Origin of the sequence: Azotosporobacter soli (genome assembly GCF_030542965.1) — a bacterium.
Classification (GTDB): Bacteria; Bacillota; Negativicutes; order SG130; family SG130; genus Azotosporobacter; species Azotosporobacter soli.
In genome coordinates, this window is sequence record NZ_JAUAOA010000007.1 from 17,377 (window position 1) to 42,005 (window position 24,629).

Sequence of the window (24,629 nt, forward strand, 5' to 3'; positions counted from 1 at the left end):
TCCCCTATCTCTTATGAATTCGTGTTTGCTGCTGTAATGCTCGGTTCTCCTGTCCCGAAACTGTAAATATGCACCATTAGCTTTGTCATTAATAGACCGCTTTGCATTTGCACGGCCGCTTTATCGATTGCAGTAAAACGGTTTGCCCCCTCAACGCGACGCAAAAAATCGAGTAACGAAAAATAATCACCTCGTACCTGAACTTCCAGTGCAATATCCAGATAGCCATTCTTGTTTAACGGCATGCCTGGTTTCACATTGCTAAGCCGTACTTTGCTCTCACCTGCCAAACGTTCCAATTCGAGCATAAATACTGCGACTTCCGTTTGCTCAGGCAATAAATTCATCAACACACTCTGCCGCTGTTCTAATTCTTGCAAATAGCGTTCTGAATCAGGATGCTGTCCGCTAAAAACGGTTATCCTACGATTACGTTCTTCCTCCTCGCGGCAGCGATTTTCCAGGAGGAGAATTTCCTCGTCTTGCGGCAATAAGACAACGTGCCAAAAGAACAGGGTAGCTCCAATTATAAATACCATTGTAAGCGCGAGTTGTTGTACGCATTTTAATTTTCTCCACCATTTCACGGCGACAGCCCCTTGATCTTAACAATTATTTCAAATCTAGCACCGGCTTCAACGCCGTCATCCTGACTGACGGTCAGGATATTCGGTTGGCTAAATAAATTATCCTTTTCTAAAAGTTGAACAAACTTCAATATCTCCGGCGAAGTAGCCGCCCTTCCTTTAATGGAAATCACTCCACTATCGCCGCTATTGACTTCAGTCAGATAAATCGCCGGTGGCACTACAGCACCCAAATGCGCCAATACCGCATGCCATGATACACGCTCTTTAGACAAATTCAATAAGACTTGATCACGCATTTGTATCTTCAGCCACTTGTCTTCTGCCGCCGTCATCACAAGCTCACTACTACGCAGGATTTGATATTTCTGCGTCGTCGCACGCAGTTCTTCTTCAAGCAGGTTTTTGCAATATAAGCCATGACCATATTTTGCGAGAATAAACAAAACACAAAACATGATTAGCAGAAATACACAGCGCTGCGACAAAGCGGCGTTCGGACGCTCTTGCGGAGCCAGTAGATTGACGCTCAGTCTCAACCGCCTTCACCTCCCCGCAACGCCAAACCAATCGCAACGGCCAGTTGTGGCGCTGTCTGCTGAAGTTGCCGCGGATCGAGAACCGGCGAAAACACTACGTTCTCTAAAGGGTTATGCAATGAAACAGGTAAATCCAACTGAAGCGATAACTGTTCCAACAGATTTTCCATTCGAGCAGCTCCGCCGCAGACAAAGACGCGCTCTAGCAGCGCCTGCGCATTGTGCATTCGGTAGTATTCAATCGTTCGCAACACTTCCGTCGACAATTTTTCAATTAATACTGCAAAATTTAAGTTACCGACTGCATCTTCCCCTGCTTTGCCCAACGGATTCAACGCTCGCTTTTCTTTTGGAATCGCCTCTAAACTCCGCTCCAACACAGGGCAGCCATTTTGATAGAGAAATAGTTTAGATGCTTTGCTGCTAAGATCAAGCACCGCAAAATTTTCATCCGTCAAAACAGTGCGCACTAATGCCAGTGACTCGATCTCTGCCGCAAAAGGAATCAGTCCGACATTTTTAATAATTTTTGTCATATAATCAACGCTCCGCCTCGGAATCGCAACCAACAGCACGATTTGCTCGGCTACCGCTTCCTTCGCTGGCAAGACTGCAAAATCATAATAATATTCGTCCGCTTGATACGGAACATATTTTTCTAAATCCCAGCGGATAGCTTCCTTCAACTCCCGTAACGGCATAGGCGGATACGCTATTTGTCGTACAAAATGGTTCCGCCCGCCAATTGAAAAAACAGCCTGCCTTCCCTTGACGCCCGCTGAAAGCAATAACTGTTTAAGCCGATCCGTCAAAACTTCTTCCTCTCCATCCTTCGAGAAAAGATGTTCAATAGATCCGCTTGCCTGCAAACAAGGTTTGTTTTTGCGCCAGACAACCTCTGCAACCTTGATAGCCGTAGTGCCAAAATCGATTCCGACTAAGGGGCCGTTTCTTTTCTTAATAAGCGTCTTCAGTGCTTTGATGGGGTTCAATCCGTTTTTCTCCCTGTTCATGCCGCGGTTTTCCGCTGACAATAATGGCCGCATTGGTGATGGCTGACAAAATGTCAATATTAAATTGCTGCTCCAGCTCCTTAACCTTGGTAAACATTTCCCCTTGGTGGCTAACAACATAACGCGGCGGCAAAAAGTTCAGCGCTAAAGCAACGACATCATAGCGACAATGCTCGCACCGACATAAGTTTTTCTGACAGTCAATCACCTCATCTACTTTTTCCCAAACCAAGTCTTCCATAAAGTTCTTTACCTGCATCATCTGACCTCCTTCACCTACTCTTGCACCTTTACTGCCGAGTGCAAGGAAAATATCTGATCACGACCAGGTTTAGACCAAGCCGTCACACGCAAGTCAATCTCGACAATTCCATCGCTCTGTTCAAACTGCAATTCACTTTTTGTCGAAGCCAGCCCATAGCCGCTCATAGGCTGTGCGCCGCTGCCGTCACCGCTGTCACGACGCAAGATGCCATCGGCATCAGCCAGGTAATAGATTACAGCAGCATTACTGCCTTGTCGCCAAAGGTCTAAGCGTTTTCCATTATTGCTGACCAAGGCGCGTCGGCAGTTTTTTGCGTCCTTAATGATATTTTCCATTCCATAGCGAGCCGTTTGCTGCGCTTCAATCCGGCATATAATATCTTGCCCCCATTTTATTTGCGCAGCAAAAAATGGTGCTGACGCTGCCAGCAAAATGACGCCTATCGTCATTGCCGCCAATAACTCCGCAAGGAATATCCCTTTCTGATTCCACATAAGCATCCGTTAGTCCTGCCTCCGTAATGCAGCAATTTTAAGCTGACACATTTCTTTTCTGTTCAGAGGATCACTCCAGCGCACCGTAATGTCCACCTGGCATAGATGCAAACTCGAAAGCGAAAATGGTCTTTTTTCTCGAATCACTCTATATTCTGCACCGCCACGCATCAACACGCGCTCGTCATTTTCCTTTAAAAGTTGAAGTACAGCCGGAGCTTTCAGCTTTTCCTGCTCAGCCTGCGCCAGTTGAAGCGCAATCGTCCGGCAGCCTGCCGCAGTAGAACTTCGCCCAGCCTGTTGGAACAGTAACGCCATCGCCGGAACTGACAGGCTGAGAATCAGGATCGCCAACAATGCTTCAAGCAGTAAAAAACCACCTTGTTTTTTGCGGGACAGCGTATTCATCCAGCCCCCTCCGTAACTCGAATGCGTCCGACAAAATCAATGATCAAATGCCTAGTATATTTACCGCAATGCAAGATAATCCGTCTCCCTTTTGAAGGGAAACCATTGCTGCCGAACGTCAAGGGCTCACTCTCCGTCTCAACAACCTGTACCGGATCGAGTGTCCTAAATCGGATTATCTTGCCTCCGGCACGTAAATAATAGCCATACGGTTTGATATAAGAAAAAGCGATCTGTGTAAACGCACCGTCGCCGCCATTCATCGATTTCATTTGCACCAAGCGCATGTCAGCAACCAATTCACTTGTCGCCTGGTCCAAACGATAACGATCTAACTTGTCAATCGCAATCAGACAAACGCCAGCTGTAAAAAAACCAATCAATGCTACGGTCAATAAGCATTCCACCAGCATGCTTCCTCGCACTTTATAGCCTCCTTGTTCAGGCAAAAAGAACCCAATACCACGCCATAATTTGTTTTCCATACACGTACGTCAGCCAAAGTCCCAACGTCAAAAACGGTCCAAAAGGAATCAAGTCTTTGCGGTCCTTGCAGCCGAAAAAGATCAATGCACAGGCAATTAATCCGCCACTGCTAAATGCAATAAACAGCATCAGTATCATCTGCTGCCAGCTTAGCCAAATACCGGCAGCAGCAGCAAATTTCACATCGCCTAGCCCTAAACCGCCGTGACTGGCCAGCGCAATGCTCAAAAGGCAAATTGCGCCGATGCTCACAGCTGCACCATGCTCACTCAGCATCCATTGCCAGCTTTCAGCCTGAAAAGACCCTATCATTATCCCGCTGATTGCAAAGGCAATGACAACTTTGTCGTAAATAATCTGCCAATCATAGTCAATGATCGCAATCAACAATACAAACGCCGACAACGTAAATATTGCCAAAACATTTCTCAAATCAGCACCATTCAAGGCAGAAAATCCGCCAAACCCTGCCATTGCCACTTCAACTATGGGGTAACGACTGCTAATTGTCCTGTCACAATACCGACAGCGCCCTCGATTCCACAAATATCCGATAAGCGGAATCAGTTCAATCCAACTTAGCGATGTCGAACAGCTCGGGCAGTGTGAGCGGGGAAAAAGAAGTGATACTTGCCTTGGAATCCGATAAACGCAAACATTAATAAAGCTGCCAATTACGGCGCCGAATACCATCCAGAAAATAAGAAAAGTAATCTTGTGTTCCATCACTTTAATGCTCCCATTGTGATAGTATGCTCATCGTTCTTCCCGCTTCGCTTTGCGTCTCTTGCACCGCCACTTCTAATACCCGCAGGGCACCGCTCGGCATTGCAGCGCTAGATTTTATCCAGTGTTGATTCGGTTCTCTTACTTCTCTACCATCGGGAAGTTTTTTGCAGTTCATTTTTATTTCAAGCGAAAAATTTCCCGCGCTGCCCGCCAGGCTTAAGTTATTCAAACGGTTTGGCATCATTTGCTCTGCCTGCCTCACTTCCAGGAGTCGACAGGCATATACAATCCCTGCTTCCGCCAGATAACGCGCCGCAATCCCCTCTTCTTCCTCTTTCGCAATAGCCAATTCCGTACGGCTAACGTTGCTGACCAGGCTGCCAAACAACAGTAGCACCGTTGCCATTACCAAGATAATAATTGAAATCGAACCACGTTCTTTCATTACGAATTCACTGTCCTTTGCGAAATGTAACGTTTTCCTACTTTTTGAAAACAGCGCCGCTGCCTAGCGCTTCCGCCGTATATGAACCGGCAATCGTATCCGCCGCAGACCCGCCGGATGTAGCATCCACTTTAATTACCGCACGTCCATCGACAACCATATATGCTGTTGTCGGTGAATTGCACTTGTAGCTGATTTTTCCTACCATAAAAGTTTGCGTACCTGATGCGCCGGCCGCAAATGGTGCAGGTGAAGCCGATAAGTTATCCAGCACGCTCTGCGGCAGCGAGGCTCCGTCCGCCACATCTTTCCCCTGAGCCTTGGCCATTTGAATCGCCGAATCGATCGTTGCCAAGTCAGCTTGAATTTTCCCGCCTCGCGCCGAATCTGTCGCATTTGCAAACTTGGGAACTGCGATGGCAGCCAACACTCCGATAATTGAAATAACAACCATAAGCTCCACCAAAGTAAAACCGGCTTCATTTTTTCGCTTTTTCCCGCCTATTTGCGTTATCCCCACCGCTAACGCCTCCATCTTCAATATTATTGCCCAAGATTCATCGTCAAATCAAAAAGAGGCAACATGACCGACATTACGATTCCTCCTATAAGTACGCCAAGAAAAATGATAAGCATCGGCTCAATCAATGTACTCAATCGCCGAACAGTCTCATCCACCTCCGTCTCATAAAACTCACTGATCTTTTCCAACATGGACTCCAACTCTCCCGCCTCTTCGCCGACGCTTATCATTTGAATCACCATGACCGGGAAAAATTGTTGCTTCGATAATGCTGTCGCGAACATCTCGCCTTGCTTCACATTGTTTTTCGCCGTCTCCAAAATTTGCAGCATATAGTGATTAGCGGTAGTTTGTCTGGCCATTTCTAACGCAGTCAAAATGGATAATCCGCTACGCATCAGGATAGCCAAAGTATGCGTGAAGCGAGCAATTGCAAGGTTTCGCATCAGCACACCGAATAACGGAGTCTTAAGTGCTACGGTATCCATAATATAACGCACGTTCTGACTTCGGATCCCTATAGACAACAAGGGTAAGGCAGAAAGGACGATCAAAAGTGTCCCCAACCAGTGCAATTGGCAAAACAGGCTTATCGAGATCACCAGTTTTGTAATCGCCGGAAGTTCTATCTTACTGCCGTCAAATATTCTTGTAAACGTGGGCAATACAAAGCTCAGTATGAACAAAACCATTCCGCCCCCCAGAAACGTAACAAGTAACGGATACGCAAGCGCGGATTTCACTTTTTCTTTTGCCTTATACTCTTTTTCAAACAAAACAGCCAGTCGTTGCAATATGACATCCAATACGCCGCCAGTTTCTCCCGCCTCAACCATTCCCACCATTAATTCCGGAAAAATTTTCGAATGGTTCCTCATCGCCTTTGCCAATGTTTCGCCTTCACTAACTCGCTTATAAATATCGCTTACAGCCTGTTTAAGGCGAGGATGCTCCATTTGCTCTTGTAAAATCGCAAGACACTTGACGAAAGAAACACCTGCTCCGCTTAGAGTGGCAAACAAGCGGCAAAATATCGCCAACTCTTTAACGCCAACCGTTTTAAAATTACGCAGATCAATATTAAAATCACGCAACCGTTGCTGTTCTTTTATTTGAGTAACAAACCAACCCTTATCACGGATAAACGCAGCCACTGCCGACTGGCTATCGGCAACAATGTTTCCGCTTAGACGCTGCCCTTGAATATCGCGCGCTTTATATGAAAACGTCTTTGCCATATGCGCCTCCTTATCGCAAATGCAATAAAGTTTCCGGATCATTAACCCGGACGCCTATTTCTGACTCGCTGATTTTTCCGCTGCGATATAAATCAGACAACGCTTTATCCATCGATTGCATTTGCCACTTCCCTCCCGTTTGTATTGCCGACGCAATTTGGTGAGTCTTTCCCTCACGCACCAGATTACGCACGGCAGGCGTGGCAATAAGGATTTCAAACGCCGCGATTCGCCCGCTCTCGTCAATGCGTTTTATAAGTTGCTGCGCTACGACTCCCTGCAGAGTCAAGGAAAGCTGTAAGCGAACTTGCGCTTGTTGCTGCGGAGAAAATGCATCGATGATACGGTCTATTGTTTGCGCTGCATCGGCAGTATGCAAAGTCGCCAAAACAAGGTGTCCCGTTTCCGCTGCGGTAATCGCAGTGGCGATCGTTTCTGCATCACGCATTTCGCCTAGCAAAATGACATCCGGGTCTTCCCTGAGCGCCGCACGCAACGCACTGGCGAACGAACGCGAATCGATAGTAATTTCGCGTTGATTGACAATGCTGGAGCGATGCGCATGCAGATATTCAATCGGGTCTTCCAACGTAATGATGTGACAGCGTCGTTCTTCATTAATCAGATTAACCATTGCCGCCAATGTTGTCGATTTGCCGCTGCCGCTGGGCCCTGTAACCAAGACAAGCCCTCTTGTCTTGCGCGCAAGCGTTTTTACTGCTTCAGGATGTCCGAACTCATCAAGTGTCGGCACCCGCTCAGTTAGTATCCGAATCGCCAGCGCTACAAAACTGCGCTGTTTAAACGCGTTCACCCTAAAGCGCCGTTCCTTGAGGCAGGTAAATGAAAAATCGATTTCTCCGCACTTGGCAAAGTCAGCCAGTTGCTCCGGCTTGGCAATTTCCTTCAAGATACGTTCTACCTGCTCAGGCATCAGTGCATTCGTATCCGAAAGCGCCTGCAGTTCACCATTGATGCGCACTATCGGAGGAATTCCGACCGTAATATGCAAATCGGAGGCTTTCTTCGTCAATGCCCTTTCTAATAATTGTTCCAACTGCATGGCTCCCCCGCCCTCTCCTTGGAATTTATACTTCTATATAGGCAACGCGCATCACTTCACTCACTGTCGTTTTTCCCTGACACGCCTTATCAATCCCATCTCTCAGCATAGAAATCATCCCATCCTGCAGCGCAAAAGCAGCTACCTCATGTCCTGTTGCTCCACGGCATACTTTTTCCCGTAAAGCAGCACTAAGCGGCATCACTTCATGAATGGCCATTCTACCTCTGAAACCGCTGTGATTACAACGTGCGCAACCTCGTCCCTTGTAGAAGCGACGCTCCTCAATACCGAGCCGGCTTAAAAAAGCCCGTTCCAGGCCATGTTCAGGCAGGATATATTCCTCGCGGCACTCCTGACAAATCACGCGTACTAAACGCTGCGCCACAACGCCCAGGAGCGAAGATGCAATCAAAAAAGGTTCCACTTCCATATCGATCAAGCGGGCGATCGCTCCGACAGCATCATTGGTGTGCAACGTGCTAAGCACCAAATGCCCCGTCATTGCTGCACGGACGGCTATGTCAGCCGTTTCTCCGTCTCTTACTTCACCTACCATGATGATATTGGGATCCTGACGCAAAATGGAACGCAACCCACTGGCAAAACTCATGCCCGCCTTGACATTGACCTGAACTTGATTAATGCCTGCCAGCAAATATTCAACCGGATCTTCAACCGTTATGATATTGCAGCCCGGGTCATTCAATTCCGTTAGTGTGGAATATAAGGTTGTCGTCTTGCCTGATCCCGTTGGCCCTGTAACGAGAATCATACCATATGATTGCGCGTAGAGTTTTCGATAACGTCGCAGATTGTCATCGGAAAACCCCAGCTGCGCGACATCCAAGATAACCGCTTTTTGATCAAGTATTCGCAATACCACTTTTTCACCACGAATCGTCGGTAGCGTCGAAGTGCGAATATCGATTTCACGTCCCTGCTCTTTCACCTTAATCCGCCCATCTTGGGGTACTCTCCGTTCCGCAATGTTCATGCCACTGATAATCTTAATCCTCGACACAATCGCCGCATGTGTGTGCATTGGAAAAGTTGCAACATCATGCAAGATCCCGTCGGCCCTAAACCTCACCCGGACCGCATCCTCCGTCCTTTCAATATGAATATCACTGACCGTCTCACGGATAGCCTGACTAATCAGGGAATTGACAATGCTGATAATCGGCGCATCATCGGCCATTTGAAATTTAGCTGCCTCCGGCAAAGAAGGTTCCTCGCGTTTTAACTGACTTACCGCCTTTTCCACCAGTTCCGTCACACCATAGCACTGCTGAATGGCACGCAAAATATCCGATTCAGCGGCAAGAGCCGGTTCTATCTCATAGCCAGAAGCCATTCTGACGTCATCAATGGCAAAAAAATTAGTAGGATCCGCCATCGCGACTCTTAGCCGTCCTTCATGACAAGCAACCGGTATCAATTTATAACGCTCTGCCAAACTGACCGGTATCGAAATGGCTGCTGTCCGGTCGATTTGAATTTGCATGAAATCAACGCGCGAAATGCCTAATTGTTCTTCCAGTGCATCGACAATTTCCCACTCCTTAACGCAGCCAAGCTCAATTAAACTTTCGCCAAGCCGTCTTCCCGTCTGTCGCTGTTTCTCCAAAGCCGCTTCCAACTGCTGTTCAGTTATCCGTCCTTTTTCAACTAATAACTCGCCTAATCGCTGCCGCTTTCGTTTCATCATTTCACCTACACACGTTTTGTGAATCATAATAATCCGTAAAAAAAGCAAGCCCTTGCATCATAAAATGAAAAGCTTGCTTTTAATCGAACGAAGATAAACGCTCTGTTCCGTATCTAATTTTTATATTCGCATGCCTGCAGTTTTTTCCTGCATAAATTTTGAAAATTTTATCATTTATCCCAGTTGAATTTATTTCATTCTTTTTCTTCCATTGCCTTGCGCATTGCAGCACGACAATCCGCTCTTCCAGTCCAAAGTGCAAACGCCAATGCCCCTTGTTCAATCAACATGCCCGCGCCATTTAGAACGCGCTGCCCACGCTCCCGGCCGTAACGTAAAAACGGTGTTTCTTTAGGATTATAAATTAAATCATAAAGCATCGCGTCGGTAGCGATTACGCTCCAATCGAGAGGCAAAATTTGTTCGGCTTGGCCATGCATCCCGACCGGCGTCGAGTTGATAATGATGTTCGCTTGCTCACTAACTTCAGCAAATTTTTTTTCTTCCCAGCCGCAAGCTGCCACTTTCACTAAAGGAAAAAGCTGCGCCAGTTCGACCGCTTTATCGCGTCGCCGCGCCGCTATTGTCACATTAGCGCCAACACCAAGCATGCCTGCAACAACCGCGCGTGCTGCGCCGCCTGCACCGAGCAGCAGCACGTTCGCTCCGTTTGCTTCAACGCCAAACGCTGCCAGCGATCCCATAAACCCGCCGACATCGGTATTATAGCCGATTGAGCGCCCTTCTTCAAACACGATGGTATTCACCGCTCCAGCCAAACGAGCCGATTCATCCAGTTGCGTCAAATGTTGCATCACAGCAACCTTGTGCGGTATCGTCACATTGACGCCGCGAAATCCCATCTGTGGCAGCGCCGCAATCACACTTGCTAATGCATCCGCCTGAACCGGTAAAGGCACATATGCATAATCCAGATCTAATTCTCTAAACGCGGCATTATGCATCTGCGGCGAAAAAGAATGTCCTATAGGCCAACCGATAATGCCCGTCAATCGAGTCGTTCCTTTAATCATCTGTCCTTCCCCTTTCCGGCGGCAGCATTCCCCGCACCGCTAAACGCCGCAGCACAAACCGTTCCAAACAACGTGTAATCTTTGTCCCGGCGAATTCGCGCGCCGCAATGGGTCTGACCCATATCGTATGCATGCCAAGGCGATTGCCGCCCAACATATCCGTAAACAACTGATCGCCAATCACGGCAATCGCCGCAAGTGGCAGGCGCATCGCCGCTGCAACGCTGCGAAATCCTTTGGAGCTCGGCTTATACGCACGACAGGCATAGGGCGCGTTCAGCGGTTTCGCAACCATCGCCACCCGTTTGCGTTGGTTATTGGAGACCATCCCCAGCTCAAACCCCTGCGCTTGCAACTGTTGCAGCCATATTTTCACCTTTTCTGGAACCACTTCACTATCCCATGGCAACAGCGTATTATCCAGATCAAGAATTAAGCCCCTAAGGCCCCGTTGCCACAACTCTTGCGGACAAATATCGGTCACACAGCGATATCGCTCATTCGGTGTAATGAGTTTATAAAAAGAGCACCTTCTTTTTTCTTTACGCAGCAGCTCAAATAGCATCAAAAAATGCCCAGCCACTTTTTCTTATAAAAAGGTTCCACCGCTTCCGTAATGCGGTCGGCCAGCTCCGACGATCCGGCATGAACCAGCTCAAACGGCGTTTTTTGCCCGATGGCAGCTTTGATTAACCAATCCGCCTTGCCGCGTATTTCCTCATACTCATATTCATCACAAGAAATGGCGACGGCCAAACGACCGTCCTTCATTTGCGCCAGATACGCTTTTTTCACTCGTGCGTCTTTTTTAAAACAAGTTGCAAGTTCCTCCTCTATGGCCTGCGGATCAACAGAGTTCGCTTCTTCAGCCTGCAACTGAATATTCATTCGTTGCGCGCCTTGCAGCAAAGAGGCAATTGCATCCGGTGGGAATTCACAGCCGCCTTCCGTCGTCGCATCAAGCATGACATAACTTCCATTGACAATCGCCAATAAGTCAAGACAAGAAATCGTCATATAGGGTGTATCCTCTTTCACCGAAGCCAGCATACACTCAAGGCTCGAATATATAGGCACCACCGGCGTACCGTCCTCCTTTTCCCAGGTTGCAAAAGCAATCTTTGCATCCCCCTGCGTCGACTGTTCGCGCCCATCCGTAATGACGAACACCGTCGTCTGGCGCAATGGTTCATACCACTGCGTCACAGCGGCGGGGTCGTTTATCGCAGTCTCCAGCAATTCTTTTAACGTATTCATAGGCCCTCCCGCTCAGAATATATTCTCTAAAAGAAAATGATACCACATAGTTATCGAAAAGCATACCACCCTCTTTTCACTGATAAAAACTCTTTTCTCCAAACAGGTGCGCTATTGATAAAAAAAGCGCCCCGGCGGGCGCAACTGCTTACATATAAATATTATGATAGCAAACCGTAATATTGATCTTGCAAGTCAGAGAATTCTTCATATTGCTGCTCGGCAAGTTCCAACCAAACAATACTGAATTCACAGGAACCAGGAGGAAAACAAAACCAACGTCCATATGGATGCTCAATACTGCACAACCACTCGACAAAACCTTGTGCCAATGTCGCACTAAAGTGATGGGTTCCGTAGACGATACCGACTCCGGACTCGACCGACACTTGCGCGCCCATTACCAGCCCTCCTTTATTATTTTTTCTCCTGTTCTTTTTCGTCGTCAGGCATCACTTCCCTGCAAAAAAACCTAGCAGAAGCATGACAAATGCCTGACACTTTCGCTTTGATTAATTCATACGAATCGCTTTAAAACCGCAAGCGGAATTTTAAAACGATCTCCATTTTTATTAGCTCTAGATATCCTTCAAACTCATCCGCAACTCACGCTGCGCTGCATCGATGGTTTCCGTTCCGGCCACCAGATCGGTGATAGTATTGCCGACTTTCATCAGGCGATAGAGCATCGTAGCCAAAGCATATCACTCCGATTGGGAGGTTAACCCGACTCGGAAGTACCCCTGCTATTTTCTTCACGTAGCTCCGCTGTTACAAATACCTAGACAGGCAGATCCTAGGTAGCGATTTTAGCAACACACGCGGGAGTATGACATCTCTGCATTTATGCGCGAAATTATCACCACCCCAACTTCGGGCCGATTACACTTGCTCGCGTTTAGGTTATTCTTTCTTAATAGCATTTATCTCATTTACCTCAACTGTTAATCTATCTTTTTAAGTTCTGCATCCTTATCTTTACTGAAAATCTCCTTCCACTCCATTAATAAATCTTCTTGAATTTGCCATTCAATAGGCGCGCGTTCTCTAAATATAAAACAAACAGTAACCTTTTTTGCTGAAGCTATCTTTTTTAATTCCCTATCCGACTTTGTTTCATAATATATATGTGAGGAATATTTAGGAGAACCATTCTTGTTTTTTGTTGTATTTTCAGATATGCTATACGCCGTTAATTGTAACGGTTTCTCACTATCATCAACATATATTCCTGTTTTAGGTAATAAGCCGCAAGAATTTTCAATACTTGTTAAATCGAATCGTAGATAACAATATGTTTTATACCCATCTTGAAAATCGATTGTTGCGTATGTATTAACCCTAATATCCTTTACCTGGTTATCATTCGATGCAGAATAAACTACTTGATGACCTTTTATATTTATTTCTTTAGATACTCCGGCAAAAACCGATGACGAATTTAACAAACACATTAAAACAGTGCCCAGTAATACTTTTTTCATTTTATCAAAACCTTTCTGATATATTTATCACAGTATCTGCCGTAACGTCTGTCAGAAATCATATGGCGCAGATTAAACCATTCTGCCTTAAATATGTCACCGAACTCCGCTTACTAAACGCCTCAACTCCACACATCCTTCAAACTCGTCCGCAGCTGTATCGCCTCCGCGACCTGCGCTTCGTCGATCATTTCCGTTCCAGCCAAGTCGGCGATCGTCCGGCCTACTTTCAGCAAACGGTCATAGCCGCGTGCGCTCAAATTCAGACGGTCAAATGCTTGCTTCAGAAGTTCCTGCGCTTCTCCGGTCATTTGACACGTCGCTTTGACGTGCCGATGTCCCATCTGTCCATTCGCGCTGAGTCCGTATTTTTGCAGTCTCTCCTGTTGCAAAGTGCGTGCCTGCTGCACGCGCAAACGGATAGCCGTCGAAGATTCCGCCGGTTGCTGCGTAACCATATCCGAATATTCAAGGCGCGGTACACCGATTTGGATGTCGATGCGATCTAAAAGCGGCCCGGATATTTTCTTCACATAACGCCGCCGCTCCTGCTCACTGCAGGTACATTGACGGCCGGGATCCGTGAAAAATCCGCAGGGGCACGGATTCATCGAACTGATTAATAAAACACGCGCGGGATAGGAAAGCGACGCATTGACGCGCGAAATCGTCACCGCGCCGTCTTCGAGCGGTTGGCGCAGCACTTCGAGCACACTTTTCGGAAACTCCGGCAGTTCATCGAGAAACAGTACACCCTGATGGCTTAATGTGACTTCGCCTGGTTTTGGAATGCTGCCGCCGCCAGCCATTCCGGCGCTCGAGATTGTATGATGCGGACTGCGAAACGGACGAACGCGCACCAAGCCGCCGCGCGATCCCGGCAGCAGTCCGGCGACGCTGTATATCTTCGTCACTTCGAGCGCTTCCGGATCCGACAGCAGTGGCAGAATCGACGGCACGCGCCGGGCGAGCATCGTCTTGCCGGATCCAGGCGGCCCGACCATCAGCAGATTATGTCCACCGGCTGCAGCAATTTCGAGTGCGCGCTTTGCGGCAAACTGTCCCTGCACTTCGGCAAAATCATCCCATATCAACGAGTTTGGCGCATCATCCGACGAAAAATCAGCCGGTTTTAACAACGTTTCGCCGCGCAGATGGAATACTAGTTGTTGCAGACTTTCCGGCGTATGAACAGTAATCCCTTTTACCAGATAGGCCTCCGGCCCGTTATCGAGGGCAGTATAAAGGCGCAGACAACCATGTTCTTTTGCCGCCATCGCCATTGGCAGTGCACCTTTTAGGCCACGCAACTTCCCCTCGAGTGACAATTCGCCAATGAATAAGCTGTCTTGGCACGACGCATCAGGAATTTGACCGCTCGCAGCCAGGATGCCAAGCGCGATCGGCAGATCCAATCCAGCGCTGTCTTTTTTCAGCTCGGCAGGAGCCAAGTTCACGGTAATACGCCGAGCTGGAAACTCCAGCCCGGCATTCTTGATTGCAGCGCGCACCCGCTCTTTCGATTCGCGCACCGCCGTATCCGGCAGACCGACAATGTCAAAGGCAGGTAATCCATTGCCAATATCGACTTCTACGCTGATAATCATTCCTTGCAAACCAACCGTTGTCGAGCCCAATGTCTGTGAAAACACTTCGGTCCCTCCTCAATCCGCCGTCAGCCCTGCCAACGGGGAAACAATTGATGCTCAATGCCTAGACTATCACAAATTTTCCCTACCATCATGTCGATCACTTCATTTAATGATTCCGGTCTATGGTAAAAACCGGGACACGCCGGTAAAACCCGCACGCCAAGGCGAGCCAAGCGCAACATGTTCTCCAAATGTATCGCACTAAGTGGGGTTTCGCGTGGCACAATCACGAGTTTTCGCCCTTCTTTCAGCATCACATCCGCCGCACGCAAAACCAGATTATCGGCGATGCCAGCTGCAATCGAACCAAGCGTTCGCATCGAGCAAGGCGCTATCACCATAGCCTCCGTCAAAAAAGAGCCGCTGGCAATACTGGCACCGACATGCTCCACTTCGTGCAGAACCGTTGCCAGTTCCCTAATCTCTTTGCGCCCGATTGCGCATTCGTGTTCCAATACTTCCCACCCGTGCGCCGATACAACTACATGCGTCTCGTGACCTGCTTGCTGCAATACTTCAAGCAGGCGTTTGCCATAAATGGCGCCGCTGGCGCCGGTGATTGCTACGACGATTCTCACCGCTGCATCCTCCTGCCCTTAATGATAATTGATGGTCTTAACACGATTTCTCTTTCTAACGCTAGCTGATAAATGCATTTATAATGTGATGGACTTCCAAGCGATTTTTCTCATCGAGCAGCACTTCGATCACATCAAAGCGGCAAGGTTGATTCCACTGCTTTGTCTGTTGCAGATAGCATTCCGCCATGCGCAAAATTCGGCGTTGTTTCGCTACCGTTACCGCTTCAGACGGGTGCCCATACCCAAGTCCGCTGCGACTTTTCACTTCAACAAAGACCAGACTTTCCCGCGCTATCGCAATAATATCAATTTCACCGACTCGATTTCTATAGCCGCGCGCAAGGATCTGATATCCTTTGTTCTGTAAAAATTGCGCCGCCGCTTCTTCTCCTGCCGCCCCTAATTCTTTACCGCGCAAGAAAATCTACCCCTTCCCAATAAACCGTTTATCCAACTGGTAGATATAGGAAAGCACTTCAGCCACCGCCTGATAGAGCTCCGGGGGGATTTCGCGATCGAGTTCCAGTGCCATCAGCATACTGGTCAGCGTCTTATTTTGATATACCGGGACGGCATTCTTACGCGCTGCAGCCAAAATCTGATCCGCAATGTAGCCTGCACCCTTCGCTACGATGCGCGGCGCCCGGTCATCATTTACACTGTAGCGAAGCGCTACCGCCTTCCTATTGATATCCGGCCGTTCTTCTTCCTCCGCCATGTACTAATCACCTTCTTTTGCCAGCATCGATTTAACCGGCTCAAAACTACATCGATGAATCGGACAGGGCCCATATTCACGAATAGCGGCCATATGCTCCGGTGTGCCGTACCCCTTATGTTTGGCAAAGCCATATTCCGGATATTGAAGATCGGCCTTTAGCATCAGACGGTCCCGTTCCACTTTTGCAATGATGGAAGCAGCTGCGATGGAAGCGCTGCGCGCATCGCCGCCAATAATCGACTCATTGGGAAACGTCAAATCTGGCAGCGGCACAGCATCGATCAAAACGCCATCCGCCTGCGGCTTTAGAGCGCGGACCGCTTGGTACATGCCTTGAATGGTCGCTTGATAAATATTCAGCGTATCAATCATCTCAATACCGATCACGATGCTGCTGACGGCAATTGCTTTTTCCTTCACCTGATCATACAATCGCTCGCGTTGTTGTGCAGACAATTTTTTTGAATCGTTCAGCATCATCAATCGGCAGTCCTGCGGTAAAATAACCGCTGCAACGACTAAAGGTCCGGCTAGTGGGCCGCGCCCGGCTTCGTCCATACCGGCGATCAGGCAGCAGCCCGCTTCCTTTAGTTTCCTTTCATAAGAAAACATCGCCTCTAAACGCTCCATTTCTTCGCGTTCCTTCGCCTGACGTTTTTGCCATTGCTGCAGCAATTTTATCACAGAAGCTCTGGAGTCTTGCTCTAGGCTTGTCAATTCTTCAAGCGAGAATTCCGCGGCCTCAAGGCGTTGGCGAATTTGAGGTATCGTCAGTTTTGCAGCGTCCAAATTAATTCCTCCTTAACTTCTACCTAGTGATATTCTTGAAAATACCGTCAATCCCTGTTGGTAGATAGAAAAAAACCGGCGAACATTGCTGTCGCCGGGATTTTTTATTCGGTCGGATAATCGAGCGTAAACGCGCCCAGCTTTCCGCCACGAAATTCATTGAGAATCAAGCGCATGGCCTTTTCACAGTCAACTACACCGCCACTACGCAGACAGCCGCGTTTTGCGCCGATCCGTTCAAGCAAATGAACATTTTCTTCCGGCAGAGGCAAGTCAAGACGATAGCGTTCGATCAAGCGTTCTTCATAACGCGGTCTAAGCAAAGCCAAAAACTGAACAATCGCCTGCTCCAAATCATAGACCTCATCCTTAATTGCGCCGGTCATCGCCAGTTTCAAAGCGACTTCCGGATCCTCAAACTTAGGCCAAAGTACGCCCGGCGTATCCAACAATTCCAAGTTTCGTCCGATCTTGATCCATTGTTTACCGCGCGTAACGCCAGGTCTGTCCGCCGTGCGCACAGTATGCGTACCCAGCAAGCAATTGATCAGAGACGATTTGCCGACGTTCGGAATGCCGAGAATCATTGCGCGCACCGCACGCGGCCGGATACCTTTAGCGACCAGCTTGGCAATCGTTTCACTGCCGGCCTGTTCTAAAAGTGAAACCAGCGTCTTTGCACCTTTGCCTCCGGTGGCTTCGAGCGGAATGGCCTTGACCCCTTGCGCCTTGAAGTGATCCATCCAGGCTTTTGTCCAACTAGGTTCTGCCAGGTCAGCCTTATTTAGCGCTACGATGCGCGGTTTACCCTCCAGTACGTCATTGATCATGGGATTGGCGCTACTGTAAGGTATCCTTGCGTCAAGGAGTTCCACGACCACATCGACTAGCTTTAAATGTTCGCGAATCGTGCGATGGGCTTTGGCCATATGGCCGGGAAACCAATTGATATGCATTTGTTCCATACTATTATCTCACTCAAGGCAAAGTCTTCAATTGATCAAATGGCCAGAATACCAACATGGCTTTCCCTTTAATCAAATCACGGGATACAAATCCGACATCCCTGAACCGGCTGTCTTCGGAATTGTTGCGATTATCTCCCATGACGAAAATCGTGCCCTCCGGCACGGTGACTAACGGATAAGAACCACGGGTCTTTTCCAGGATATATGTCTCATTCTGGAGCTGGCCGTTGAGAAATACTTTGCCATCCTTTATTTCTATGGTATCGCCAGGTACGCCGATAACACGCTTAATGAAATCGCGGCTCGTATCCCGAGGATATTGAAAGACCAATACATCGCCCCGCTCGGGCGCCTTAAATCGATAGATAAACTTATTGACAACCAAACGTTCGGCATTAAGCAGCGTTGGTCGCATCGAAGGGCCTTCTACCATGTACAATTCGACAATGAAATAACGGATAAAGAAGGCTAAAACCACAGCAACCAGGATCGAAACGATCCAATCCTTTATTTCTTGATTCCAATCAGTGGTCGACACAGAAATCCCTCCTGCCAAATGAAGAAAAGGGACTGAAAACAGTCCCTAATGTCCTAGCGTTTTTCTCTAATACGAGCTGCTTTACCGGTGAGGTTACGCAGATAGTAGAGTTTTGCTCTGCGGACGATACCGCGACGCATGACTTCAATCTTTTCCAAGCGAGGGGAATGTACTGCGAAAGTACGTTCAACGCCGACGTTGTAAGAGATACGTCTTACGGTGAAGTTTTCACGTACGCCGCCGCTCTTGCGGGTGATGACCAGACCTTCGAATACCTGGATACGCTCACGAGTACCCTCGACAACCTTTACGTGTACACGTACGGTGTCTCCCGGACGAAAATCAGGAATGTCCTTGCGAAGCTGTTCTTGTTCTAAGGCTTGAATAATGTTCATTATGAAATCCCCCTTAATCTAGACGTTCTTACCTTATGGCAGCGGACCGCCCGTTTTATGCTTTTGAATTATAACACATCTGTCCTGCGCTGACAAGGATTAGTTATGTTTTACGCCTTTGTCCACCAAGACTCTCCGAGCAAACGGTCAAGAATAATCGCCACAGCGGCTCGAACCGGCAAATGATTATAATCCGATGGTCCGTAAATCGGCTCTAGGATGCTGTCGAAGGCCGCCATCGTTTCCTTCTCTATTCCCCAACCAGTTCCGAAGAGCAACAGTACCGGCTCATCGCCTTGACTGATCTGTTCGCGTACCTTGGCATAGGAAACGGTATTGGGAAAGATTCGCGCATCAGTCGTAACAACACGCGGACGTTTTCCCTCACGCTTCTCAATTTCGGCAATCGTCGACTCAATGCTGGCCGCGACCTCCACCACTCGGAATGCTTCCTGGCGATCCGGATTATACTGCGCGCCGCCGCCCTGCTGCCAATGTTCCATGATTTCGTTCGCTAACTGTGCCTGCGCTTCATGCGGATGAATCAGGAAATAGGTCGCAATGCCGTACGTTCGCGTTGTCCGTGCTATATCATGAATATCAAAATTAGTAATCGCGGTCGCGACCACCTGTTCATGTTTATTATAGATTGGATAATGAACCAATCCCACATATACATTAGCTGCCACTTACATCGGCCTGCCTTTCCGCCTTGATTTCCGTTAACAGCTTGGCATCTTCCTTGGAGAGTTCACGGCCGGCCAACAGATCCGGTCGCCTCTCCAATGTATTTTTCAAGGATTGTTTGCGCCGCCAGCGATCAATCTTGGCATGATCGCCGGACACCAACACCTCCGGGACTTCCAAGCCTTCAAACTCGCGCGGCCTTGTATACTGCGGATGCTCGAGCAGTCCTTCATAAAAAGAATCATGCGGCGCGGAGCTACTCGAGCCCAGAACGCCCGGCAGCATGCGCGCCACAGCATCCGTAAGCACCATCGCCGGTAATTCGCCTCCGGTAAGCACATAATCTCCAATCGATACCACTTCATCAACCAGATGGGTACGTACACGTTCATCGACGCCTTCATAATGGCCGCAAAGCAAGATTAGCTGTTCATATGCAGCCAGTTCCTTCACCTTATCCTGCGTCAACGCTGTGCCGCCGGGGCACAGCAAAACGATTCGCCGGCGCAAAAAAGACTTCTGTTCCGTAACATAAGCCACCGCTCGAAATAACGGTTCCGGTTTCATAACCATGCCTGCGCCGCCGCCGAACGGATAATCGTCGACGATTTTGTGTTTATCAAAGGCAAAGTCACGCGGGTTCGTGATGCCAATTGACAACAATTCGGCATCTTTCGCCCGCTTGATAATACTGTGTCCAAACGGCCCATCAAACATTTCCGGAAATAGCGAGATGATATCAACTCGCATCGCTAATCCCATTCTTCCTGCAGTTCAACCGTCATCCTGCCTGCCGACAGATCGATCTTATGAACCACTTGCTTTAGCGCTGGGACTAAGAGAGGCTGCTCCGCCTCACGTTCAACCACATAAACATCGTTGCTGCCGGTGTGCAGGACTTCACTGATCTTACCCAAGCGAGCTCCAGATAGATCATACACTTCCAATCCAACAATATCAAAAATGTAATAGCGGCCATCCGGTAACGGCATCAAATCTTTCTTATCAATGGAAATCAATTTATTCTTCAAGAGTTCCACCTGATCGCGATCATCCAGGCCGTCAAACTTAAGAATAACAAATTGTTTGTGATAGCGAACGCGCGAAATGGTTAGAGTGGATCCCTCTCCTACATATACGGTTTTCAAACGCTCGAAACGTTCAGGAAAGTCGGTCTGGGGCGTGACTCTGACTTCTCCTTTTACGCCATGCGGTGCGCCGATTTGTCCAACGATGATTCGCTCTTTTTTCATCACATTAAGACCGCAGCGCTACGACCTTGCCGTCTTCCAGGAGAATTTCCGTAGCCATATATTTGTGCAGATCATCGCCCACCTTGACCGTCACAATTTGTTCGAGCGTTCCTTGAACGATTTCAGATCCGATTTCAAGTTCAGCCGTATCTTTAAGTTTATCCGTCATATGCTGTTTGAATTCTAGACGTTTTTGTTTTTCGCCCTCGATTTGCTGGCGCAACGAAATTAAGCCCTGCGCATCCATTTTCGCCTGTTCCGACAAAACACGCTTCGCATGGAATTCGATTTGCTGCAACTCCATATCCGCTTTTTTCAGCCCGTCTTGGATTTCAGCCGCCATCGTCTTTTTCAATTCTTCCGTCACGCGCGCCTTAATCGTCACCGGACATTTTAATGTAATGCTATCCATTGTTCTTCCACCTTTCGCCGTGTGCTGCAAAAGGTTCACCAGCAATGCCGATGAACCTTTTGCGTCTTAGATATTCATTTACAAAGTCGCTTAGAGAATCTCGACTGTCACTTTTTTGCGCTTCTTCGTAGCCCCAGCCTTCACGACGGTACGGATCGCCTTGGCAATACGCCCCTGCTTTCCAATGACCTTACCCATGTCATCCGGCGCTACACGCAGTTCGTATACAGAGATGTTCTCATCATTCAACTCGGTAACACTGACCTGATCAGGGTTTTTGACTAGCGATTTGGCGATAATTCCCACGAGTTCTTTCATGTTGATTACGCCCCTCTTGATTACTTAGAACGCTTCATCTCGTCCCATTTTGTCATGATGCCAGCCTTACTGAACAGTGCTCGTACAGTATCGGTGGGTTGAGCACCTTTCTGCATCCAGCTGATGGCCTTTTCTTCGTCAAGCTTAACGATAGCCGGTTCCACAGTCGAGTCGTAATGGCCAATGTTTTCGATGAAACGACCATCACGAGGAAAACGGGAATCAGCAACAACTACACGGTAGAAAGGACTTTTCTTAGCGCCCATGCGCTTCAAACGGATTTTTACAGCCACATTTTTCACCTCCTTTAAAGGATATCGTTGAAAATCTATTGCATGAACGGCAATTTCATTCCGCCAAGGAACTTGCGACCGCTCTTTTGCATATCTTTGAATCGTTTCATCATCTTGCGCGCTTCTTCAAACTGCTTGAGCAGTTTATTCACTTCCTGAATGCGCGTACCGCTACCGATGGCAATCCTTTTACGCCGACTGCCATTAATGATGCTAGGGTTAAGTCTTTCCTTACGCGTCATCGAACGTATGATCGCTTCGACTCGGGCCACTTCTTTCTCGTCGATCTTGACATCCTTCATCTGCTTTAGGTTGCCCATACCAGGCAACATGCCGAGAAGATCCTCAAGCGGGCCCAATTTCTTGACCTGCTGCATCTGTTCCAAAAAGTCATCGAGATTGAAGTCGTCCTTGCGCATCTTGCGCTCCATTGCTTTCGCCTGCTCGAGATCAAACGCGCTCTCCGCTTTTTCAATCAAGCTGAGCACATCGCCCATTCCGAGAATACGCGATGCCATTCGGTCGGGATGAAACGGCTCAAGCGCCTCCAATTTTTCACCCATACCAACATATTTTATCGGACACCCGGTAACCGCTTTAATGGATAAAGCGGCGCCGCCTCTTGCATCACCGTCAAGTTTTGTAAGAATGACGCCATCCAATCCAAGGTCGGCATTGAATGACTCCGCGACGTTCACCGCATCCTGTCCTGTCATCGCATCGACGACCAGTAAGATCTCATGCGGCTTCACAGTCGCTTTTACCCGTTTCAGTTCACCCATCAATTCTTCATTGATATGCAGGCGACCGGCGGTGTCAATAATCACGACGTCTCTCGCATGGGTCTGCGCATATTCCATCGCCTGCTCGGCAATCTCAACCGGATTCAGGTTGTTCTCCAGCGTAAAAACAGGCAAATCCAGTTGCTCGCCAAGAACCTGAAGCTGCTTGATAGCGGCCGGACGGTACACATCGGCTGCGACCAAGAGCGGACGTTTGCTTTGTTTCTTGAGTTGATAAGCCAGTTTTCCGGCTGTCGTCGTCTTGCCGGCGCCTTGCAAACCAACCAGCATCACGACCGTCGGCGGCCGCGAAGAAATCGTCAGACGGCTTTGCGTCCCGCCCATCAGCGCGGTCAGTTCATCGTTGACGATCTTGATCACAAACTGTGCCGGGGTCAAACTGCTCAGCACTTCTTGCCCAATTGCACGTTCCTTGACTTTGGCAACGAAGTCCTTGACCACTTTAAAGTTAACGTCAGCTTCAAGCAAAGCCATCCGGACCTCGCGTAATGCTTCGGTTACGTCTTGTTCTGTTAATTTGCCGCGTCCACGCAGCTTTTTAAACGTCTGTTGCAGTTTATCGGCTAAGCCTTCAAAAACCATGACTACACCTCATCCGGTAATTCTAGCAATTTTTGTATCCGCTTGGCCGCTTCTATGATCCGTCCATCCGTCTTCAGCGCTTCGGGAAGATCCGCCAGCAGTGAAGCCGTTTGTTGCAACAGTGCCAACTGGCGCTGCTGCCGATTCACAAGACCAAGTTTATCTTCATATTCCTGCAATTGCAGTTCGGAACGTTTCAGCATATCATGCACCGCTTGGCGCGAGACATTCAACTGCTCGGCAATCTCACCTAACGACAAATCCTGATCATAATGAAGTTCCAGGCAAAGTTGCTGACGCTCCGTCAATAACGATCCATAGGCATCGACCAGTTTTCCCAGCCACAATATTCTTTCCAACATCTTCGATCCTCCTGACAAGGAGAAAACCTTTACCGTTAGCTATTATAGCCCGCCCGTTAAACCTTGTCAAGCATTTTTACTTGTCACCAAACAAAGCTCGAGAAAACTCTTTTGGATCAAACGGCCGTAGATCAGCGGCCGCTTCGCCGACACCGATCCATTTGACCGGCACATTTAATTCATTCTTGATTGCCACAACAACGCCGCCTTTGGCTGTCCCATCGAGTTTTGTCAGAACAACTCCGCTCAGCTGCACCGCTTCGCCAAAAATCTTCGCCTGATTGACCGCATTCTGCCCGGTCGTCGCATCGAGCACCAATAATGTCTCATGCGGCGCAGACGGAATTTCACGCCCGATTACGCGATTGATCTTTTTCAATTCTTCCATCAGGTTCGATTTGGTATGCAAGCGACCAGCGGTATCAATGATAAGTATATCAACGCCGCGCGCCTTAGCCGACTGGACTGCATCAAATGCGACGGCAGCCGGATCCGCTCCTTCGCTGTGCTTAATCAGCTCTGCTCCGGTTCGCTCGGCCCATATTTCCAATTGATCAATCGCTGCCGCGCGAAAAGTGTCCCCGGCTGCAAGCATAACCTTTTGTCCAGCTTCGCTGTAATACTGTCCCAGTTTACCGATCGTCGTCGTCTTGCCTACGCCGTTGACGCCAACAACAATAATGACTGTCGGACCTTCGGCCGCGACATTGAGCATATTGCTTCCCGTTTCCAGCATGGCACTGATCTTCGCCTGTAAAAAGGGCTGTAAATCTTCCGGCGTATTGATTTCCTTTGCCTTGATCCCCTTGCGAATTTCCGTCATCAGAGTCACGGTCGTCTTAACGCCAACATCAGCCGATAACAATACCGCTTCGACATCGTCAAGAAATTCATCGTCAATCGTCGCATAACCGACGACTAACTGCTCAATTTTTTCCGTAAAACTTTTCCGTGTTTTTTCCAGTCCACTTTTTAAGCGATCAAAAAATCCCATTTGTG

The 24,629-nt window shown here is 48.4% G+C and carries 35 protein-coding genes; all 35 read right to left on the reverse strand.

What is annotated here, in order from left to right; translation table 11 throughout:
- Window positions 1–11 precede the first annotated feature (11 nt).
- The 35 genes from QTL79_RS08185 to ftsY all read right to left on the reverse strand — a co-directional run bounded on the left by QTL79_RS08185 (window position 12) and on the right by ftsY (window position 24,624).
- On the reverse strand, window positions 12–587 hold the full coding sequence (locus tag QTL79_RS08185) for a type IV pilus inner membrane component PilO (protein ID WP_346354478.1): 576 nt from the start codon (window positions 585–587) through the stop codon (window positions 12–14).
- Window positions 584–1,126, reverse strand: coding sequence for a PilN domain-containing protein (locus QTL79_RS08190; RefSeq protein ID WP_346354479.1), 543 nt, complete (start codon window positions 1,124–1,126; stop codon window positions 584–586). Before QTL79_RS08190 ends, QTL79_RS08185 begins: the two co-directional genes overlap by 4 nt.
- Window positions 1,123–2,118 carry a type IV pilus biogenesis protein PilM gene (pilM, locus tag QTL79_RS08195; protein WP_346354480.1) on the reverse strand — a complete coding sequence of 332 codons (996 nt, stop codon included), beginning with the start codon at window positions 2,116–2,118 and terminating at the stop codon, window positions 1,123–1,125. Before pilM ends, QTL79_RS08190 begins: the two co-directional genes overlap by 4 nt.
- Window positions 2,084–2,401 carry a late competence development ComFB family protein gene (locus QTL79_RS08200; protein ID WP_346354481.1) on the reverse strand — a complete coding sequence of 106 codons (318 nt, stop codon included), beginning with the start codon at window positions 2,399–2,401 and terminating at the stop codon, window positions 2,084–2,086. Before QTL79_RS08200 ends, pilM begins: the two co-directional genes overlap by 35 nt.
- A 14-nt stretch (window positions 2,402–2,415) precedes the next feature.
- Window positions 2,416–2,904 carry a PilW family protein gene (locus tag QTL79_RS08205; protein ID WP_346354482.1) on the reverse strand — a complete coding sequence of 163 codons (489 nt, stop codon included), beginning with the start codon at window positions 2,902–2,904 and terminating at the stop codon, window positions 2,416–2,418.
- Window positions 2,905–2,907: 3 nt separating this feature from the next.
- A complete protein-coding gene (locus tag QTL79_RS08210) occupies window positions 2,908–3,306 on the reverse strand; it encodes a hypothetical protein (protein WP_346354483.1) in 399 nt (132 codons plus the stop codon).
- Window positions 3,303–3,731, reverse strand: coding sequence for a pilus assembly FimT family protein (locus QTL79_RS08215; protein WP_346354484.1), 429 nt, complete (start codon window positions 3,729–3,731; stop codon window positions 3,303–3,305). Before QTL79_RS08215 ends, QTL79_RS08210 begins: the two co-directional genes overlap by 4 nt.
- A 16-nt stretch (window positions 3,732–3,747) precedes the next feature.
- Window positions 3,748–4,518 (reverse strand): prepilin peptidase, encoded by a 771-nt coding sequence (locus tag QTL79_RS08220; protein WP_346354485.1) that lies wholly within the window; start codon window positions 4,516–4,518, stop codon window positions 3,748–3,750.
- A 4-nt stretch (window positions 4,519–4,522) separates the two neighbouring features.
- A complete protein-coding gene (locus tag QTL79_RS08225; protein WP_346354486.1) occupies window positions 4,523–4,966 on the reverse strand; it encodes a hypothetical protein in 444 nt (147 codons plus the stop codon).
- 37 nt (window positions 4,967–5,003) lie between these two features.
- On the reverse strand, window positions 5,004–5,486 hold the full coding sequence (locus QTL79_RS08230) for a prepilin-type N-terminal cleavage/methylation domain-containing protein (RefSeq protein WP_346354487.1): 483 nt from the start codon (window positions 5,484–5,486) through the stop codon (window positions 5,004–5,006).
- A 23-nt stretch (window positions 5,487–5,509) separates the two neighbouring features.
- Window positions 5,510–6,727, reverse strand: coding sequence for a type II secretion system F family protein (locus QTL79_RS08235; protein WP_346354488.1), 1,218 nt, complete (start codon window positions 6,725–6,727; stop codon window positions 5,510–5,512).
- A 10-nt stretch (window positions 6,728–6,737) separates the two neighbouring features.
- A complete protein-coding gene (locus QTL79_RS08240; RefSeq protein WP_346354489.1) occupies window positions 6,738–7,790 on the reverse strand; it encodes a type IV pilus twitching motility protein PilT in 1,053 nt (350 codons plus the stop codon).
- A gap of 25 nt (window positions 7,791–7,815) precedes the next feature.
- On the reverse strand, window positions 7,816–9,501 hold the full coding sequence (locus QTL79_RS08245) for a GspE/PulE family protein (RefSeq protein WP_346354490.1): 1,686 nt from the start codon (window positions 9,499–9,501) through the stop codon (window positions 7,816–7,818).
- Window positions 9,502–9,695: 194 nt separating this feature from the next.
- Window positions 9,696–10,535 carry a shikimate dehydrogenase gene (locus tag QTL79_RS08250; RefSeq protein ID WP_346354491.1) on the reverse strand — a complete coding sequence of 280 codons (840 nt, stop codon included), beginning with the start codon at window positions 10,533–10,535 and terminating at the stop codon, window positions 9,696–9,698.
- Window positions 10,528–11,100 (reverse strand): YqeG family HAD IIIA-type phosphatase, encoded by a 573-nt coding sequence (locus QTL79_RS08255; protein WP_346354645.1) that lies wholly within the window; start codon window positions 11,098–11,100, stop codon window positions 10,528–10,530. The genes QTL79_RS08250 and QTL79_RS08255 overlap by 8 nt, the downstream gene beginning before the upstream one ends.
- Window positions 11,100–11,792 (reverse strand): enhanced serine sensitivity protein SseB C-terminal domain-containing protein, encoded by a 693-nt coding sequence (locus QTL79_RS08260; protein ID WP_346354492.1) that lies wholly within the window; start codon window positions 11,790–11,792, stop codon window positions 11,100–11,102. The genes QTL79_RS08255 and QTL79_RS08260 overlap by 1 nt, the downstream gene beginning before the upstream one ends.
- A 161-nt stretch (window positions 11,793–11,953) precedes the next feature.
- Window positions 11,954–12,193, reverse strand: coding sequence for a hypothetical protein (locus QTL79_RS08265; protein ID WP_346354493.1), 240 nt, complete (start codon window positions 12,191–12,193; stop codon window positions 11,954–11,956).
- 543 nt (window positions 12,194–12,736) lie between these two features.
- On the reverse strand, window positions 12,737–13,276 hold the full coding sequence (locus QTL79_RS08270; RefSeq protein WP_346354494.1) for a hypothetical protein: 540 nt from the start codon (window positions 13,274–13,276) through the stop codon (window positions 12,737–12,739).
- A gap of 122 nt (window positions 13,277–13,398) precedes the next feature.
- Complete coding sequence (locus QTL79_RS08275) at window positions 13,399–14,928, reverse strand: YifB family Mg chelatase-like AAA ATPase (protein WP_346354495.1); 1,530 nt, start codon at window positions 14,926–14,928, stop codon at window positions 13,399–13,401.
- Between the two features lie 23 nt (window positions 14,929–14,951).
- Complete coding sequence (locus QTL79_RS08280) at window positions 14,952–15,506, reverse strand: UbiX family flavin prenyltransferase (protein ID WP_346354496.1); 555 nt, start codon at window positions 15,504–15,506, stop codon at window positions 14,952–14,954.
- Window positions 15,507–15,567: 61 nt separating this feature from the next.
- Window positions 15,568–15,927 carry a YraN family protein gene (locus QTL79_RS08285; RefSeq protein ID WP_346354497.1) on the reverse strand — a complete coding sequence of 120 codons (360 nt, stop codon included), beginning with the start codon at window positions 15,925–15,927 and terminating at the stop codon, window positions 15,568–15,570.
- A gap of 6 nt (window positions 15,928–15,933) precedes the next feature.
- Window positions 15,934–16,227, reverse strand: coding sequence for an EscU/YscU/HrcU family type III secretion system export apparatus switch protein (locus QTL79_RS08290; RefSeq protein WP_346354498.1), 294 nt, complete (start codon window positions 16,225–16,227; stop codon window positions 15,934–15,936).
- 3 nt (window positions 16,228–16,230) lie between these two features.
- Window positions 16,231–17,019: a ribonuclease HII gene (rnhB, locus tag QTL79_RS08295; RefSeq protein WP_346354499.1), complete on the reverse strand. Its 789-nt coding sequence runs from the start codon at window positions 17,017–17,019 to the stop codon at window positions 16,231–16,233.
- 104 nt (window positions 17,020–17,123) lie between these two features.
- Window positions 17,124–17,984, reverse strand: coding sequence for a ribosome biogenesis GTPase YlqF (ylqF, locus tag QTL79_RS08300; RefSeq protein WP_346354500.1), 861 nt, complete (start codon window positions 17,982–17,984; stop codon window positions 17,124–17,126).
- 13 nt (window positions 17,985–17,997) lie between these two features.
- Complete coding sequence (lepB, locus tag QTL79_RS08305) at window positions 17,998–18,525, reverse strand: signal peptidase I (protein ID WP_346354501.1); 528 nt, start codon at window positions 18,523–18,525, stop codon at window positions 17,998–18,000.
- A gap of 53 nt (window positions 18,526–18,578) precedes the next feature.
- Window positions 18,579–18,920, reverse strand: coding sequence for a 50S ribosomal protein L19 (gene rplS, locus QTL79_RS08310; RefSeq protein WP_346354502.1), 342 nt, complete (start codon window positions 18,918–18,920; stop codon window positions 18,579–18,581).
- 110 nt (window positions 18,921–19,030) lie between these two features.
- A complete protein-coding gene (locus QTL79_RS08315) occupies window positions 19,031–19,609 on the reverse strand; it encodes an RNA methyltransferase (protein ID WP_346354503.1) in 579 nt (192 codons plus the stop codon).
- Window positions 19,599–20,357 (reverse strand): tRNA (guanosine(37)-N1)-methyltransferase TrmD, encoded by a 759-nt coding sequence (gene trmD, locus QTL79_RS08320; protein ID WP_346354646.1) that lies wholly within the window; start codon window positions 20,355–20,357, stop codon window positions 19,599–19,601. The genes QTL79_RS08315 and trmD overlap by 11 nt, the downstream gene beginning before the upstream one ends.
- Before the next feature lie 2 nt (window positions 20,358–20,359).
- A complete protein-coding gene (gene rimM, locus QTL79_RS08325) occupies window positions 20,360–20,860 on the reverse strand; it encodes a ribosome maturation factor RimM (protein ID WP_346354504.1) in 501 nt (166 codons plus the stop codon).
- Window positions 20,861–20,864: 4 nt separating this feature from the next.
- A complete protein-coding gene (locus QTL79_RS08330) occupies window positions 20,865–21,272 on the reverse strand; it encodes a YlqD family protein (RefSeq protein ID WP_346354505.1) in 408 nt (135 codons plus the stop codon).
- 90 nt (window positions 21,273–21,362) lie between these two features.
- A complete protein-coding gene (locus QTL79_RS08335) occupies window positions 21,363–21,590 on the reverse strand; it encodes a KH domain-containing protein (protein ID WP_346354506.1) in 228 nt (75 codons plus the stop codon).
- Between the two features lie 20 nt (window positions 21,591–21,610).
- The gene (gene rpsP / locus QTL79_RS08340) at window positions 21,611–21,883 is read right to left on the reverse strand and encodes a 30S ribosomal protein S16 (protein ID WP_346354507.1); all 273 of its coding nucleotides are present in this window, start codon (window positions 21,881–21,883) and stop codon (window positions 21,611–21,613) included.
- 35 nt (window positions 21,884–21,918) lie between these two features.
- Window positions 21,919–23,268: a signal recognition particle protein gene (gene ffh, locus QTL79_RS08345; RefSeq protein WP_346354508.1), complete on the reverse strand. Its 1,350-nt coding sequence runs from the start codon at window positions 23,266–23,268 to the stop codon at window positions 21,919–21,921.
- A gap of 2 nt (window positions 23,269–23,270) precedes the next feature.
- The gene (ylxM, locus tag QTL79_RS08350) at window positions 23,271–23,630 is read right to left on the reverse strand and encodes a YlxM family DNA-binding protein (RefSeq protein WP_346354509.1); all 360 of its coding nucleotides are present in this window, start codon (window positions 23,628–23,630) and stop codon (window positions 23,271–23,273) included.
- Between the two features lie 76 nt (window positions 23,631–23,706).
- The gene (ftsY, locus tag QTL79_RS08355) at window positions 23,707–24,624 is read right to left on the reverse strand and encodes a signal recognition particle-docking protein FtsY (RefSeq protein ID WP_346354510.1); all 918 of its coding nucleotides are present in this window, start codon (window positions 24,622–24,624) and stop codon (window positions 23,707–23,709) included.
- Window positions 24,625–24,629: the final 5 nt, after the last annotated feature.

Bases quoted from the DNA above. Each gene is read 5' to 3' on its own strand.
- QTL79_RS08220 (WP_346354485.1), bottom strand. From the start codon at position 4,518: ATGGAACACAAGATTACTTTTCTTATTTTCTGGATGGTATTCGGCGCC.
- QTL79_RS08335 (WP_346354506.1), bottom strand. From the start codon at position 21,590: ATGAAAGAACTCGTGGGAATTATCGCCAAATCGCTAGTCAAAAACCCT.
- rimM (WP_346354504.1), bottom strand. From the start codon at position 20,860: ATGAAAAAAGAGCGAATCATCGTTGGACAAATCGGCGCACCGCATGGC.
- QTL79_RS08255 (WP_346354645.1), bottom strand. From the start codon at position 11,100: ATGCTATTTGAGCTGCTGCGTAAAGAAAAAAGAAGGTGCTCTTTTTAT.
- QTL79_RS08330 (WP_346354505.1), bottom strand. From the start codon at position 21,272: ATGGATAGCATTACATTAAAATGTCCGGTGACGATTAAGGCGCGCGTG.
- QTL79_RS08210 (WP_346354483.1), bottom strand. From the start codon at position 3,306: ATGAATACGCTGTCCCGCAAAAAACAAGGTGGTTTTTTACTGCTTGAA.
- rplS (WP_346354502.1), bottom strand. From the start codon at position 18,920: ATGAACATTATTCAAGCCTTAGAACAAGAACAGCTTCGCAAGGACATT.
- QTL79_RS08225 (WP_346354486.1), bottom strand. From the start codon at position 4,966: ATGAAAGAACGTGGTTCGATTTCAATTATTATCTTGGTAATGGCAACG.
- trmD (WP_346354646.1), bottom strand. From the start codon at position 20,357: ATGCGAGTTGATATCATCTCGCTATTTCCGGAAATGTTTGATGGGCCG.
- QTL79_RS08240 (WP_346354489.1), bottom strand. From the start codon at position 7,790: ATGCAGTTGGAACAATTATTAGAAAGGGCATTGACGAAGAAAGCCTCC.
- ylxM (WP_346354509.1), bottom strand. From the start codon at position 23,630: ATGTTGGAAAGAATATTGTGGCTGGGAAAACTGGTCGATGCCTATGGA.
- QTL79_RS08205 (WP_346354482.1), bottom strand. From the start codon at position 2,904: ATGCTTATGTGGAATCAGAAAGGGATATTCCTTGCGGAGTTATTGGCG.
- QTL79_RS08260 (WP_346354492.1), bottom strand. From the start codon at position 11,792: ATGAATACGTTAAAAGAATTGCTGGAGACTGCGATAAACGACCCCGCC.
- QTL79_RS08270 (WP_346354494.1), bottom strand. From the start codon at position 13,276: ATGAAAAAAGTATTACTGGGCACTGTTTTAATGTGTTTGTTAAATTCG.
- QTL79_RS08200 (WP_346354481.1), bottom strand. From the start codon at position 2,401: ATGATGCAGGTAAAGAACTTTATGGAAGACTTGGTTTGGGAAAAAGTA.
- QTL79_RS08265 (WP_346354493.1), bottom strand. From the start codon at position 12,193: ATGGGCGCGCAAGTGTCGGTCGAGTCCGGAGTCGGTATCGTCTACGGA.
- QTL79_RS08235 (WP_346354488.1), bottom strand. From the start codon at position 6,727: ATGGCAAAGACGTTTTCATATAAAGCGCGCGATATTCAAGGGCAGCGT.
- ftsY (WP_346354510.1), bottom strand. From the start codon at position 24,624: ATGGGATTTTTTGATCGCTTAAAAAGTGGACTGGAAAAAACACGGAAA.
- QTL79_RS08290 (WP_346354498.1), bottom strand. From the start codon at position 16,227: ATGGCGGAGGAAGAAGAACGGCCGGATATCAATAGGAAGGCGGTAGCG.
- QTL79_RS08250 (WP_346354491.1), bottom strand. From the start codon at position 10,535: ATGATTAAAGGAACGACTCGATTGACGGGCATTATCGGTTGGCCTATA.
- ylqF (WP_346354500.1), bottom strand. From the start codon at position 17,984: ATGGAACAAATGCATATCAATTGGTTTCCCGGCCATATGGCCAAAGCC.
- ffh (WP_346354508.1), bottom strand. From the start codon at position 23,268: ATGGTTTTTGAAGGCTTAGCCGATAAACTGCAACAGACGTTTAAAAAG.
- QTL79_RS08245 (WP_346354490.1), bottom strand. From the start codon at position 9,501: ATGATGAAACGAAAGCGGCAGCGATTAGGCGAGTTATTAGTTGAAAAA.